This is a genomic window from Metaclostridioides mangenotii (assembly GCF_018917235.1).
In the GTDB taxonomy this organism is placed as follows: Bacteria; Bacillota; Clostridia; order Peptostreptococcales; family Peptostreptococcaceae; genus Metaclostridioides.
On record NZ_JAHLOF010000014.1, the window covers coordinates 1 to 13,568 of the forward strand.

19 protein-coding genes are annotated in these 13,568 nt (G+C 30.0%); all 19 read left to right on the forward strand.

The features are described from left to right. Positions 1-113: 113 nt before the first annotated feature. The 19 genes from KQI18_RS13395 (at position 114) to KQI18_RS13480 (ending at position 13,434) form a co-directional block, all read left to right on the forward strand. A complete protein-coding gene (locus tag KQI18_RS13395) occupies positions 114-974 on the forward strand; it encodes a helix-turn-helix domain-containing protein (RefSeq protein WP_216468434.1) in 861 nt (286 codons plus the stop codon). A gap of 26 nt (positions 975-1,000) precedes the next feature. Next, the gene (locus tag KQI18_RS13400) at positions 1,001-1,372 is read left to right on the forward strand and encodes a hypothetical protein (RefSeq protein ID WP_216468435.1); all 372 of its coding nucleotides are present in this window, start codon (positions 1,001-1,003) and stop codon (positions 1,370-1,372) included. A gap of 11 nt (positions 1,373-1,383) precedes the next feature. Then, the gene (locus KQI18_RS13405) at positions 1,384-1,761 is read left to right on the forward strand and encodes a hypothetical protein (RefSeq protein ID WP_216468436.1); all 378 of its coding nucleotides are present in this window, start codon (positions 1,384-1,386) and stop codon (positions 1,759-1,761) included. Positions 1,762-1,764: 3 nt separating this feature from the next. After that, complete coding sequence (locus tag KQI18_RS14385; protein ID WP_272876232.1) at positions 1,765-1,893, forward strand: hypothetical protein; 129 nt, start codon at positions 1,765-1,767, stop codon at positions 1,891-1,893. Next, on the forward strand, positions 1,880-2,113 hold the full coding sequence (locus KQI18_RS13410) for a hypothetical protein (protein ID WP_216468437.1): 234 nt from the start codon (positions 1,880-1,882) through the stop codon (positions 2,111-2,113). Before KQI18_RS14385 ends, KQI18_RS13410 begins: the two co-directional genes overlap by 14 nt. 1 nt (position 2,114) lies before the next feature. Next, positions 2,115-2,327, forward strand: coding sequence for a helix-turn-helix domain-containing protein (locus tag KQI18_RS13415; protein WP_216468438.1), 213 nt, complete (start codon positions 2,115-2,117; stop codon positions 2,325-2,327). A gap of 38 nt (positions 2,328-2,365) precedes the next feature. Beyond that, positions 2,366-2,686 (forward strand): RusA family crossover junction endodeoxyribonuclease, encoded by a 321-nt coding sequence (locus KQI18_RS13420; protein ID WP_330654430.1) that lies wholly within the window; start codon positions 2,366-2,368, stop codon positions 2,684-2,686. A 10-nt stretch (positions 2,687-2,696) separates the two neighbouring features. Next, positions 2,697-3,188 (forward strand): hypothetical protein, encoded by a 492-nt coding sequence (locus KQI18_RS13425; RefSeq protein ID WP_216468439.1) that lies wholly within the window; start codon positions 2,697-2,699, stop codon positions 3,186-3,188. Positions 3,189-3,345: 157 nt separating this feature from the next. Further along, a complete protein-coding gene (locus tag KQI18_RS13430) occupies positions 3,346-4,338 on the forward strand; it encodes a hypothetical protein (protein ID WP_236887781.1) in 993 nt (330 codons plus the stop codon). Beyond that, positions 4,335-4,601, forward strand: coding sequence for an ABC-three component system middle component 6 (locus tag KQI18_RS13435; protein WP_216468440.1), 267 nt, complete (start codon positions 4,335-4,337; stop codon positions 4,599-4,601). The genes KQI18_RS13430 and KQI18_RS13435 overlap by 4 nt, the downstream gene beginning before the upstream one ends. Next, a complete protein-coding gene (locus KQI18_RS13440) occupies positions 4,576-6,243 on the forward strand; it encodes a DUF2326 domain-containing protein (RefSeq protein ID WP_216468441.1) in 1,668 nt (555 codons plus the stop codon). Before KQI18_RS13435 ends, KQI18_RS13440 begins: the two co-directional genes overlap by 26 nt. Before the next feature lie 1,117 nt (positions 6,244-7,360). Then, a complete protein-coding gene (locus tag KQI18_RS13445) occupies positions 7,361-7,525 on the forward strand; it encodes a hypothetical protein (protein WP_216468442.1) in 165 nt (54 codons plus the stop codon). Between the two features lie 74 nt (positions 7,526-7,599). Further along, positions 7,600-7,836, forward strand: a complete 237-nt coding sequence (locus KQI18_RS13450; protein WP_216468443.1) for a hypothetical protein — start codon at positions 7,600-7,602, stop codon at positions 7,834-7,836. A 167-nt stretch (positions 7,837-8,003) separates the two neighbouring features. Continuing rightward, positions 8,004-8,327, forward strand: a complete 324-nt coding sequence (locus KQI18_RS13455; protein ID WP_236887782.1) for an HNH endonuclease — start codon at positions 8,004-8,006, stop codon at positions 8,325-8,327. A gap of 112 nt (positions 8,328-8,439) precedes the next feature. After that, complete coding sequence (locus KQI18_RS13460; RefSeq protein WP_216468444.1) at positions 8,440-8,760, forward strand: P27 family phage terminase small subunit; 321 nt, start codon at positions 8,440-8,442, stop codon at positions 8,758-8,760. Next, the gene (locus KQI18_RS13465; RefSeq protein ID WP_216468445.1) at positions 8,750-10,405 is read left to right on the forward strand and encodes a terminase TerL endonuclease subunit; all 1,656 of its coding nucleotides are present in this window, start codon (positions 8,750-8,752) and stop codon (positions 10,403-10,405) included. Before KQI18_RS13460 ends, KQI18_RS13465 begins: the two co-directional genes overlap by 11 nt. A 17-nt stretch (positions 10,406-10,422) precedes the next feature. Continuing rightward, a complete protein-coding gene (locus KQI18_RS13470; protein ID WP_216468446.1) occupies positions 10,423-11,640 on the forward strand; it encodes a phage portal protein in 1,218 nt (405 codons plus the stop codon). Next, positions 11,627-12,304, forward strand: a complete 678-nt coding sequence (locus tag KQI18_RS13475) for a head maturation protease, ClpP-related (protein WP_216468447.1) — start codon at positions 11,627-11,629, stop codon at positions 12,302-12,304. The genes KQI18_RS13470 and KQI18_RS13475 overlap by 14 nt, the downstream gene beginning before the upstream one ends. Further along, a complete protein-coding gene (locus KQI18_RS13480; RefSeq protein ID WP_216468448.1) occupies positions 12,304-13,434 on the forward strand; it encodes a phage major capsid protein in 1,131 nt (376 codons plus the stop codon). The genes KQI18_RS13475 and KQI18_RS13480 overlap by 1 nt, the downstream gene beginning before the upstream one ends. Positions 13,435-13,568: the final 134 nt, after the last annotated feature.

Consider the following 13,568-nt stretch of genomic DNA (forward strand, 5'->3'; position numbering starts at 1 on the left):
TAAGAGTGGTAAAAGAGAGCCTCATAGATGTGAGTGTTGCGATTACTGCAAAAGTACAAAGGTATTAAATAAGGTTATTAGTTTTACAGAGATATAAAAGAGGGTGATAAGCCTTGAATTTACTTAAGGACAACAGAGAAAAAAACTGGTTTATGGTTGAGAATGAACTAATTGATAATCTAAATCTTACTATTTACGAGAAAATGGTCTACATGGTTCTAGTTAGACATGCAAATGAAGATAGTAGTTGTTTTCCTAGTATTACAACTATAGCTAAAAAAGCAGGTTGCGGTACTACAAAAGTCAAGACGGTTATTAAAGATTTAGAAGATAAAAAATTAATAATAAAGCAAAAAAGAAGTAAAGCAGGCAAGAAGGAAAACGACAGTAATTTGTATTTAGTTATGAGTGTAGTAGGTAGGTCGCCACACGACCTAGGTCACGACACGACTGGGGGTAGGTCGCCACATGACCTAGGGGTAGGTCGCCACGCGTCCAGTAACAATACTAATATTAACAATACTAATATAACAAGTATGTATATAGATAAAGAGGACGAATCTGTGGATAACTCTTTAGGAGAATTTAGTAAACTCTATCAACAAAATATTGGAGTAGTAAATGGGATCACTGCACAATGGCTTATAGAACTTTCTAAGGAAATAGAATTAGATCTCTTTAAAAGAGCAGTAGAAATATGTACAGAACGTGGAAAGTTAACACAAGGCTATTTAAAAGGAATTCTTAAGCAATGGAACGATAACAACATTACTACATATGATCAACTGAAAGCTCTTGAGATAGAAAGAGAGCAAGAGAAATTAAATAAAAATAACAATAACAAAATTGATAAAGTGGACAAGCCTGTTCCTAAGAAAACAAAGTTTCATAATTTCAAAGAATCATTTAATCAGTATTCAGCTGATGAATTGGACGAAATTATAAGGAAAAGCCAAAAGGCTAAGTTTGGATAAGAGGGGGACAACCCCTCTAGAAAGGAATGATTAAAATTACAAACTTTGAAAAGAAAACATGTCACAGCATAATAACTGCGATTGACGAAAGTATTGACGAAGCAGGTATTCTAAATAAAAAAGAATTACAAGAGTATATAGATTTTAATTTCAATGCAGAGCCTACAAAGTACAAGAATTTAAAAGATATGAAAGAGTATATATTTAACAGCATTTTGAAAAAGAGGTTCTTATATGTTGAGAATATAGCGACAGGAGAGCTTAAACAGTATAGAAGTTATAAAGAAATATCTAAGGATATAGGTATTAAACTTTGTCGTGTTAGCAGCTATGTAAGTAATGGATGTTTATTTAATAATACGTATTTGTTTATGACAAGTGGAAAAATTAGAGCCTAGGAGGGGTGTATATGAAAATGATAAAGCAAGAAGAAATATTCCAAGAATTGCTAGATACATCCGAATTTGAAATTGAAAAGGATAAAAACTATGAAATTATGATGAAGCTATATGAGTTCTTTAATAGGACAGATATAAACGTTGATGTGGCTTTAAATAACTTCAATCAATGTGTATTAATAGTTAGCCTAGAAGCGTTTAAGGATTTCACAGAGATACTTGATAACAATTTAGACGAAATCTTACTTAATAAGATAGGGTTAAAAATGTATTTATGTAAATCTAAGTCTATCAGAATAACACTAGCAGCAATAGAATCTTTTATATATAAAAAGATAGATAGATTTGATTATTGGAACGAGAAATTTAAGGAGTTAATACAAGAGTAGCATATGAAAGTAAAACTAGAAAATAGGCAAGCCTTAATAGATCTAGCAAGGCATTATTGGATAGATGAAGGATATAACATTCTTGAAGCTATTATTAAGGCTGAGAGAGTTTTGGAGGGTGAATATGATTAATGATATAGCTATTGTAATAATACTTGCCCTAGTGGCGATAGGGACGTTAATTGCGGTATTCTTACTTGGTCGTTGGGTGGAATATAGAAGCCACTTAGAAAGTAACAAGTTATCGGATGAAGTTTATTGTAGATGCATACAGTTGAATCGTGATAATAAGTATTTGAGAAGTCAATTAGGGCTGAATAATTTAACTGAGGATGATATGGGGGGCGAGTAATATGAACTATGATTTAGATTTAAAAGCATTAAAACTAGCAATGCTAAACAAAGGATATTCAATGAATAAGCTTGCTGAGATGAGCGGTTTAGGGAAAGTCACAGTATCTAGAGTTGTTAAAAGAGGTTCTACATCAAGACAAGAAACTATCTATAAAATGGCTAAAGCACTTGATCTAAAAGCAGAGGATTTAATAATTATGGAGGAGGATTAGGGTTAATTTGAAAGTAGAATTTACAATACCAGGAGAGTGTGTTAGCAAGGACAGACCAAAATGGACATGCTCGAACGACAGATAAAACAAGATATTTTGAACAGTCAATCAAGTATTTGTATGGTAAGAGACACTATTACGAGGGTTTAATCAAAGTAAGTATAGATATCTACTCGAAGAAACCTAAGAAACCGAGTTACTTAAGACCTACAAAGAAAGATATAGATAATATGGTCAAGGCTGTATTTGATGGATTAAACGGCAAAGCATTCAAAGATGATAGATACATATGTGAGTTACATGCTAGTAAATATTATAGCAATGAACCAAGAATTGAGGTAGTAATAGAAGATTTATAGGAGTGATGTTATGGCTAACGATTTAGAAAAAGAATGCATTGAATTTACAATTGATTTACTAAAAGGATATAGAGAATTAAAATCACATTTGGATGAACTAAAAAGGCTTAAAGAGAAAATAAAGTGTGATTATACTGCTAAAGCAATTACATATGACAAAGAAAAAGTATCTACAACTAATAAGATATCTAAAGAGGTTGAGGAAGAAGTTATTAGGACTTTATGCAAGATAGAGGAGTTAGAAAATGAGATTGAAGAGGAAAGTAATCTTATAACTAAGATTGACAGGGCTATAAGTAATATAAGTCCTATACATAAAGAAGTAATAGAATATAAGTACATGGATTGTTTAAGTTGGGATGAAATAATTGATAAGACTTGTTATAGTGAAAGAGCATTGAAGTACAAGAGAAGTGAAGCAGTTAAAAGTATAGCCATAACATTATTTGGAAGAAAGGTTTTTAAAGAAGATGAACCTAGTTTATTTGAAAATCTGGAGTGAATAAGTATTATTTAAATTTATCACCAATTTATACCAAATTATACAAATTTTATTGAATCTTTTCATTATATAAAGTATAAATAAAAGAAGAGAGTTAAAACACAAAGATTATTACATTTAAGAAATACTTATAGGTATAATAATAGGAGGATATAAATTGACTTTAGATAAATATGATTATATAGAATCCATAGTAAGTTTTATGAGGGGAATTTCTGGTACCAATTTTCAAGAATGCTTAGGTGATATTTTAAGCGTTTATTATAGATATAAAAAAAAGACATTTGAAATGCCACGCCCTTATGGTGGAGATGATAAGAATGATGGATGGGTAGTTGAAGATGCTCTATTTTATCAGGTTTATGCACCTTTTGATCTAAAAAAAACTTTTAAAAAAGAAATTCAAGAAAAATATGAAGAAGATTTAACTGAACTATTAAATAAAACATCAGGAAAAACATCAGGTAAAATAAAATGGAATGGAAAAGTAAATGAGTTTATATTTATAGTCAATACTAGAGATACTAATTTACCTCATGATAGTGAAAGATTTTTTGAAACACTTTACGATAAACTAAGCAAAGAATATTCTGTAGAATTTAAATATAGAGTTGTAAATCTTGACTATTTACGAGAAATACTAGAAGATGTAGATGATATTGAAAAATTGAAGTCGATTTCATCTAGATTACAAATCAAAAATTTTATAGACCCTAATGCAATTACAGAGAAAATGATGATTCATTTAATTGATGAAATTGCAGGTAATATTAGTTATAATTTTATACATGGAACAAAAACCTGTTATGAGAGGGTATCAACCCCAGAAAAAATAAGTATTAATAGATTAGATGGTGCATTAGATGAAATAGAAAATATTTTAGGGAAATTAGATGTAGTTGAAAGAGCAGTAAATCAGGTTAATCAGGATATTTTGAGTGAAAATAAATTTGATAGAGTGAAAAATTTGGTTATAGATAAATACAACGAACTTAAAAATAATCATGATGGAGTTATCCTATTAAATAAGATATATGATTCAGTCATCGAATTTGTTGAAAATAAAAATGCAAGTATAATTTCAGCTAAATTTTTAGTTATATATATTTTTGATAAATGTGATATTTTCGAAAAGGAGGAGTGTATATGATTTTACCTAATAAATACTTATCTTTGTCAGAAAGTTTTTTAGGCTTAGGTGGACTAATTTTGGAAACTTTAAATAATAAGAGTTTAACAATTGATAAACTATGGAATAAATTTAATAAAAAGTACGTAAATACTAAAAAAATCAATAATCCTCCTACATATCAAAAATTTATATATGTATTAGAATTTATGTATCTTTGTGAAATGATTTCCTACAATAAAAAGGGAGAGATATTAAATGAAAATATTAAATCTAAAAATTAAATCTAAAAGTGATGAATTAATTAGAGATATTAATTTTAATGACAAAGGTATATCATTTATATTCGGAGACATAAGAGATCCAGAAGATTTAGGGGCAACTATAAACAGTCTAGGTAAAACGTTACTTTTAAAAATGATAGACTATATCTATGGAGCAAATGAAGATTCAAAAACTATGAAAAAAGATTTGGAAGGAATTGTATTAGAGGCATACGTGACACATGATGGAAAAGAATATAATGTCTTTCGAACTATTGGAAAATCAAAATTTTTAGTTGATGGAGAAAATTATGAACTAGCTGATTATAAAAGATTCTTTGATATTGAAAGAAGTATATATCAGAAACAATTTTTATTAACTAATAAGGTTGGAATAATTAGCTCTAGATCTGATAAAGCAACTAAAGATGATATTGAAACTTTTTTAAAAATGCTTTCACTATATAATCTAATCAAAGATATAGATGATATATATAATTTGCAAGATTCTATTAAAAGAGGTAAGGCTAGTAAGAAGGATTTAGCTACTTTTTATGAAGGTATTGATGAAGATCAAATAGATGAAGAAATTTACTTTGTAGATAAGGGAGTAGAAGAGTTGACAAACAAAGTAAATTCAATAAGTGAGAAGATAAAGAATATTGAAATATCGGAGAATCAAAAGGATATACTAGAAGAATACTCAGAGAAAAGTGAAAATCTCAAAAAAATAAAATCTGAAATCGAAAATCAGAAACTAGAAATAAAAAGGCTTGAGGAATTCATCATTAGTTCTAATAAAATTGATATTACTGCGGAGCATTTATTGGCTATTTATAACAAGGCAAAGCAAGAGGTTCCGGAAATGGTAAAAAAAGAATTATCTGATGTTGAAGATTTTCATAAAATAGTTTATAAAGAAAGAAAAGATTATTTAGAGAATAAAAAGATTGAAATTGAACAAATCATATGTAGACTTGAGAGTGAATTAATTGATATTGCAGCTAAATTAGATGAATTAGGAAAAATAATTTCAAATAATGAAGTATACCAAGAATCTATTTTAATTTATGAAAAATATAATGCTGATCTTCAAAATCTAAAATATAAGCAAGGAAATCTATCGCAGATAAAAAACATTGATAAAAAAATCGGAAAAGATGATGAAGAACTTGTAAAAAAATTTAAAAAGTCTAAAGAAACGTTAGAAGAATATGAAGATCTAATAAAAAAATATAAAGATTTTATATTTGACTTAGTTAAGGAAATATATAATGATGATATTCAGACATATTTTGATATAAAATTAAGGGATAAGCACCAAACAGCAAGGCCTATAAATATTGAGTTAAATATTAATGGAGACGCAGGTGAGGGTGTAAATGAAGTAAGAAAGAATGTAATTGATTATATTATTTTCAAATACAGTTCCTTTACAGAAATAATGGTTCAAGATTCTTCATGCTATAATGGTATTGATCCTAGGCAAATATGTAATATGTTAAGTCAATTATCTATAATAGCGCAAGACAGTAATAAGCAGGCATTTGTATCTTTAAATAGATATCAATTAGGCGATTATACTAAATTTGTTGAGTTTGTAGAGGAAAAAAGTTCTATAATACTTTCAGAAAATGATAAGTTATTGAAATTTAATTTTTAAAAAATAATAGTGCATTATTAGATCTATAAATTTTTATATTTCTAGTAATGCACTTTTTTTGCCTGTTTTTCCAATAATTACATGAGATAATTGTATTGTGGAAAAATAATCCACTACTAAAACTTAATAACTGGCTAGGCTTAGTTAAAGGGAACTTCCTAGCCATCAACATGGACAAGTCGAGGGCATGACCTCGGCAAGTCCACTTACGTTTTCGTTTACGTAAATTTTTTCAAATAACCTCCCTATGATTTATATTGTAAAAGTGTACTACTGAGTGGGTGAGATTGGTTACCTCACCCTAACGTGTGAAGTGTAGTATTAATCTATGTGCAACTCATAGAATTCGCCCAACAATTACATGATAATGCAACTAAATATTTACTGGATAGGCGATAGTTAAAGGGATCTGCCTGTCAGCAATCTGAGTAAGTTGATATTAATCTAGTAAATTTAGTTACTTAAGAAGGAATTTCTAAATTTTGAGCGAATCTTTAATTATGATTGAGTGTGGGGTTCGCTCAATAAGTATGGTAAATTCTGTAGGCACACCTCCTACATATTTTCCTCCTTCAATTATTATAGTGAAAGAAAGGCTTAGATTAATTTCTAAGTCTTTTCTATTTATTTAATTTTATTATTTAATCGTAAAAAATTGTATTTGTCATATGATTGTATAGGGGGGATTTAAGAATGAAAATTAATATTCTAGGGATTTTATTGCCTATTTCTACAATAGTTATAATAAATATGTTTACATTCAAGAATATTATTACTATGAATATTGGTTATTCGGAATTAGAAATGAAAATCACTTTAATTTGTGGGTTAACTTATTTTATTCCAATTTCATTAATTATAAATAGCATAATATGTGTAATAAAGCAGATAAATATGAAAACGCCTTTTATAATAGCAATTTTATTAATAGTTTTTATTATGAATTATCATGTATTTCAAATAACTGATATTATTTTATACGTAATATATTATTTTTTGATATATTTTACATGTTATTTGATATTTAAAATAGCTACAAATTATAGAAGATCTAATTAAAGCCTTAGAACTCTAAAATGAAAAGAGTTCTTTTTTATTGCAATAAAAGGAGAGGATAATGAGTAAAAAGAAAGTTTGGGTTGATGCAGGACTTATTGGAGCGACAATAGATTTACCTAACAAGGAACTGAGAACGATAAATAAGGATATGAGGAAGATTCCTAAGAGTCCTAAAGTAACAAATAATTTAGAGAAAAAAGAAGGATTTCATCGGATAAAGTAGAATTATTTTTTTAAATATATGTGAATTGATTAAATCAAATATATTTGGTAATTATTAATTAGGAGGTGAATTATATGAGTATAGAATTTGATGTAAGTGGACTAGAGGAATTAGCTAAGCAATTAGAAGATATGGCTGATACTTGTCAAAATGATACACAAGAATACTTATCGCAATTCCATAAGGGAAAAATAGTTGAAATTAATTGCCCTGTATGTGAAAAACAAACCGAATCAGAAATAATTGATGGTGGAAAAGTAAAATGTAATAAGTGCGGCTTCAAAGGAAAGTTTATAGGTAAAATTTTATAAATAGATAAAAAAAGAACTTGGATTAAAAGTTCTTTTTTTATTTTAATACAATAAAGTAATTTGAGGTGGTGATGTGGCAAGACAAAGAAGCCCTAATAATATCTAATACGATTCAGGAATTAATTATAAAGAATCATAAAGATTTCTAATGAAAGGTAGGTGATCCAATGAACTTAATGACACCTGTCTTACTATTGAAGATTCAATCTTATCTTGCTGAGAATAAAAATTATAGACCATATCAATTAAAGGAATGGAAGATACTTCGTAGTGCTGCACTGAAGAGAGATAACAATGAGTGCCAAGACTGTAAGAGCGTTGGTAAGTTCTCTCATGCTAAGGAAGTGCATCACATTAAAGATAAACGAGTGAGACCTGATCTATTTCTTGATTTAGGTAATCTATTATGTTTATGTAAGGACTGCCATAACAAGAGACATGAGAGACTTAAGAGCAACAAACCAAAGTTTGAGAATGAAGAACGATGGTAAGCCCCCGGGTTAAATCAAATGGAAGTTTATTTGGGGAACCAAGCAACGGGGAGGGGGGTTATTTAAATATAAATAAATATTTTTATCATGCGCGCGCGAGGGAGGTGAAATTATGGCTGCTAAGAAGGAAAATGAGATATTAAAAACTAGAGAGAAAATAGAAAAGGCTTTAATAGACCAGCTTGAAAAGAAAGGGCAATACAAAGAGCCTTTTGCCGATTTAGTTCAAAGGTATATGAAAATGTGGGATACTACTATCGCATTAGAACAAAATGTTGAAGAATATGGAGTCATGTTTGATACGGAACGGGGCGTAAAGAAAAATGATGCAGTAAACCAATTAATGCAGATGAACAAACAGATGCTTATACTGCTAGATAAGTTAAATATAACAACTGATAAAGTCAAGGCAGATGATGGATGTGATATCTAAAAAGAAACTTTATGAAAAAATAAATTGTTCATATATTACTGAATGGATTGATATTGTTGACTCCGAAAAATATCCAGTGAGTAATGAAATAAAACAATTAAATGAATTATTAAAATTAAAGTTTGAAAAGCAGGATATTTATGTAGATATTGAAAAAGTTGAGGGAGTTATCGAATTAATTGAAAGATATAGGCCCTATGAACTAACACCAGTTCAAAAGTTTTTACATTCAATACCATATATTTTCTTTAAAGATGGTAGAACTGTTTTTCGTAAGATATTTATATACTGTGGTCGTGGTTTTGGTAAAAATTCATGGATATCTGATTTAACTTTTGGACTAACTTCGAATAAGAATGGCATACATAACTATAACGTAGATATGGTTGCAACAAGCGAGGATCAAGCACAAACAAGTTTTAATGATATATATGAAACTATTGGAGAGTATTCAAAACTACAAGGTGCATATTACAGAAGCAAGGAATTAATAAAGTTTAAAAAAACTAATTCTGAGATTAAATATTATACTTCAAATGCAAAAACTAAAGATGGCCTTAGACCTGGTGCGGTGGTTTTCGATGAAATACATGCTTATGAGGATTATGAAAACATTAAAGTATTTACGTCGGCATTAGGTAAAGTTAAACATGCTAGGATATTCTATATAACAACAGATGGAAATACAAGGGGATCTGTGCTAGATGATATGAAAGAAGAGGGAAGACAAGTTTTAAGAGAAAAAGATATAAATTCTCGTATGTTTCCTTTTATGGCTTCTATAAATAAATATGAAGAATGGAGCGATCCTAAATGTTGGATAAAGGCAAATCCGATGCTTCCGTATTTACCGGATTTACAAGATGAATACGAGGAATCATACAAAGATGCCTTAAAGAATCCACAACTCAAAATGGAATTTTTACTTAAGAGACTTAACTATCAAATAGAAGATGTAACAACTGCAGTTGCAAATTGGGAGGAAATTAAGGCAACAGATCAAGAGTTTCCTAATTTCGAAGGATATCAATGTGTTGGTGGTATAGATTATGCAAGTGTTAGAGACTTTATAGGTGTTGGGTTAATGTTTAAAAAAGATGGTAAGTATTACTTTAAACATCATACCTTTATAGTTGCTGAAAGTTTAAGATTAGCTGAATATAAGATTGATTTAGAATTGGCCAAAGAAAAAGGATTAGTAACAATTATACCAGGAAATACGATGAACGAAGAATATATATCAGAGTGGTTTTTAAAAGAGATCCAGGAGAATAACTATAGACTTATAAATATAGGTTGCGATGATTACAGAGCTGCTATTCTTAAAAAAGATTTTGAGGAAAAAGGATTACCATTAGAAACTGTAAGAAATGGCCCTATAACTCATGGGAAATTAGCACCAGTTATTGAAAAAGCATTTGCTGAACATAAAATCATATATGGTGATGATATGATGATGCGATGGTACACTAATAACGTAAAAGTAGTTACAAATAGTAAGGGTAACAAAACCTATGAAAAAATAGAACCACAAAGACGTAAAACAGATGGATTTATGGCATTTGTTCATGCTATGGCTCTAAGAGAGCAAATTTCAGTAAATACATTTACATATAATAAGAAACTTAAGACTTATACTTACTAAGAAAGAAGGTGAATTAAGTGGGTTTTTTAAATAATTTATTTGGCCGAACATCGTTTCAAAGGCCTAAAATAGAAACTACTAATAAAACGCTAATAATAACCGCGGAAACATGTTATAAAGAATATGCTTTAGCGATTTGTATGAATAAAATAGCAAATGCTTTAACTCAGTGTAATTTTGAAACGTATGTTAAAAAAGAAAAAATAAAAGATAGTGTTTGGTACAACTTCAATATAGAACCAAATAAGAATCAAAATGCATCAGATTTTTGGAATGAAGTTGTATTTTATATGGTTACGAATCCCCAAGGTTGTTTGGTAATACAAGACAGCAAAGGGGAATTTTTAGTTGCAGACAGTTATACCCTAGAGGAATCTCCAATTTTAGGGAATATTTACACAGATGTAATGGTAGGCGACTATACTTTCTCTAAGAAATTTAAAGAAAGCGAAGTTTTAAGATTTAAGCTTAACAATTCTAGCGTGAACTCTTATATTGAGAGTGTTTACAGTAGTTATGGGAAGCTAATTACAACTTCCATAAAAAACTACAACAGAAACAACAGTAAAAAAATATTCTTAAAAATAGGTACGACTTTCGAACAATTAAGAACTAAAGTGGACCCGGAAACTGGTGAATCTGAATATGATACAACATTAGACGACATATTTAAAAACAGAATGAGAGGATATTTTTCTGAAAATGATTCTGTAACACCTCTAGAAGATGGACTTGAGATAGTAGAAGGTGGATCTACTTCACCTACTCAAACGAGCAAAAAGACAAATGGACAAACAACAGAGGATATAAGAAAACTATTTGATGATATCCTAAATATTTGTGCGGATGCTCTTAATATCCCTAGGGGACTTTTAAAAGGCGATGTGGCAGATGTAGAAGCCATGACAGATAACTTTATCACCTTTAGTATAAACCCGTTTGTATCCATAATCGAGAGAGAATCTAATAGGAAACTATACGGCATGGATGCCATGTTAAAAGGCTCAAAGATTAAAGTTAAGACGAATACAATTAAAGGTTACGATCCAACAAAACTTGCTTCAAGTGCTGAGGCTTTATATAGAATAGGAGCAGTTAATGCAAACTGGGTTAAAGAAATGCTAAGAGAGGAAGAAGTACAGGAGGATTGGGCAAACATGTACATGATTACTAAGAACTATCAAGAAATATCAAATTATTTGAAAGGTGGTGATGATAACAATGAAAATGGATAAAAAAATAAATGTAAGATGCGAGATGAACGAAAAAGACACAGAGGTAGATTTTCTTTTATATGGACCTATTATGAACTCTAAATCGTGGATGTATGACGAAGATGAATACACATGCCCACAACAAGTTATTGATGTAATCAATAAGGCTAATGGTAAACAGATAAATCTGCACATTAATAGTTATGGAGGCGACGTATTCGCGGGGATTGCTATATGTAATCAATTAAAAAATTATGAGGGTAAAGTAATAGCATATATAGATGCGATTGCAGCAAGTGCTGCATCTGTTATAGCAATGGGAGCAGATGAAATAATAATGCCTAAGAATGCCACAATGATGATTCACAATGCCTGGACTTACACAGCAGGAAATGCGAAAGAGTTAAGAGCAGAAGCAGATAAGTTAGAAAAAATAAACATATCTGTAAGACAAAGCTACATGGATAAGTTTGTTGGTTCAGAAGAAGAACTTACTCAACTTTTAGATGATGAGAGTTATCTAACAGCAGAAGAGTGCATAACATTAGGTTTTGCTAATGTGGTAGAGGAAGAACATAATCCAGCACCGCAATTAAACATAAAAGCAAGTATTTTAAGTAAATACAAAAAGCATGAAGATCCTAAAACAAACATACTAAATAAATTTAGAAAAGAGGTAAAATAATGGGAATGATAAATAAAGATTTAGAATTAAGTATAGAAGAACTATTAGCTAAAGCAATAGGTGCAGAAAATGAAGAGGACTTTGTAAAATACCAATTGGAAGCTACAAAAGTTATAGAAGGTAATATTATAGCCGAAGCTAAAAAAATAACCGAAGAACAGTTGAGTGACCAAAATGTATTAGCTGAAAGAGGATTAAGAGTATTAACAACAGCAGAAACTAAATATTACAATGCAGTTATATCAGATGGCGGTTTTAAAGGCAAAGAAGAACTAATGCCGGTGACTGTAATCGATAGGATATTTAAGGATTTAGAGGCACAGCACCCACTTTTAACTAAAATACAACTGGTTAATACAACAGGTATTACAAGATGGCTTGGAAGAAAAGCAGATGCAGAAGGTGCCGTTTGGGGTAAACTTGGTAGTGAAATAACTAAAATGCTAGATAATAGCTTCGAAGTTATAGATACACAATTAAACAAACTGTCAGCGTTTGTTCCATTATCTAAAGACATGTTAGGACTGGGTCCGGTATGGTTAGATAAATTTGTAAGAGCAATATTGCAAGAATCTATTGCTATTGGACTTGAAAAAGCTATCATAGAAGGTACAGGAGTAGACCAACCAATAGGAATGCTAAAGGATATAACAGGGTTATTTAACCAAACAACAGGTTACCCAGATAGAAAGGCGGTTGTTCTTCCAGACTTAACACCAACATCTCTTGGAAAACTTGTGATGAAACCCTTGGTCGACGGAAAGGTAAAAACAGTACAAAATGTAATACTAGTATGTAATCCTGGTGATTACTGGGAAAAAATATTCCCTCAAACAACTATGCAAGATCTAAACGGCAATTATGTATTCAATAAATTACCTATAGCAGCCGATATCGTACAATCTGTTTATGTACCAGCTGGTAAAATGATAGCTTGTATACCAGAGGATTATTTTATGGGGATAGGTTTTAATTCAATGATACAGTTCTCAGACGAATATCACTTCTTAGAAGATGAGAGAATCTACATCACTAAAATGGCTGGACATGGAAAGCCTATTGAGGCTAAATCTTTCTTAACATTTGATATATCAAAATTAGGTGTTCCAGAGACAGGAACTGGAGAATAAGAGTTAACCTTAAAGGAGGTTATTTTTTTATGCAAAAATTTATCAATACCCGAATTTATAATACATGTTAGAAAAAATTAAACGTAGACTCAACATAACTTGGGATTACGATAACGAGGAAATAGAAGAGATAA

Bases quoted from the DNA above. Each gene is read 5' to 3' on its own strand.
- KQI18_RS13400 (WP_216468435.1), top strand. From the start codon at position 1,001: ATGATTAAAATTACAAACTTTGAAAAGAAAACATGTCACAGCATAATA.
- KQI18_RS13405 (WP_216468436.1), top strand. From the start codon at position 1,384: ATGAAAATGATAAAGCAAGAAGAAATATTCCAAGAATTGCTAGATACA.
- KQI18_RS14385 (WP_272876232.1), top strand. From the start codon at position 1,765: ATGAAAGTAAAACTAGAAAATAGGCAAGCCTTAATAGATCTAGCAAGG.
- KQI18_RS13415 (WP_216468438.1), top strand. From the start codon at position 2,115: ATGAACTATGATTTAGATTTAAAAGCATTAAAACTAGCAATGCTAAAC.
- KQI18_RS13425 (WP_216468439.1), top strand. From the start codon at position 2,697: ATGGCTAACGATTTAGAAAAAGAATGCATTGAATTTACAATTGATTTA.
- KQI18_RS13435 (WP_216468440.1), top strand. From the start codon at position 4,335: ATGATTTTACCTAATAAATACTTATCTTTGTCAGAAAGTTTTTTAGGC.
- KQI18_RS13440 (WP_216468441.1), top strand. From the start codon at position 4,576: ATGAAAATATTAAATCTAAAAATTAAATCTAAAAGTGATGAATTAATT.
- KQI18_RS13445 (WP_216468442.1), top strand. From the start codon at position 7,361: ATGAGTAAAAAGAAAGTTTGGGTTGATGCAGGACTTATTGGAGCGACA.
- KQI18_RS13450 (WP_216468443.1), top strand. From the start codon at position 7,600: ATGAGTATAGAATTTGATGTAAGTGGACTAGAGGAATTAGCTAAGCAA.
- KQI18_RS13455 (WP_236887782.1), top strand. From the start codon at position 8,004: ATGAACTTAATGACACCTGTCTTACTATTGAAGATTCAATCTTATCTT.
- KQI18_RS13460 (WP_216468444.1), top strand. From the start codon at position 8,440: ATGGCTGCTAAGAAGGAAAATGAGATATTAAAAACTAGAGAGAAAATA.
- KQI18_RS13475 (WP_216468447.1), top strand. From the start codon at position 11,627: ATGAAAATGGATAAAAAAATAAATGTAAGATGCGAGATGAACGAAAAA.
- KQI18_RS13480 (WP_216468448.1), top strand. From the start codon at position 12,304: ATGGGAATGATAAATAAAGATTTAGAATTAAGTATAGAAGAACTATTA.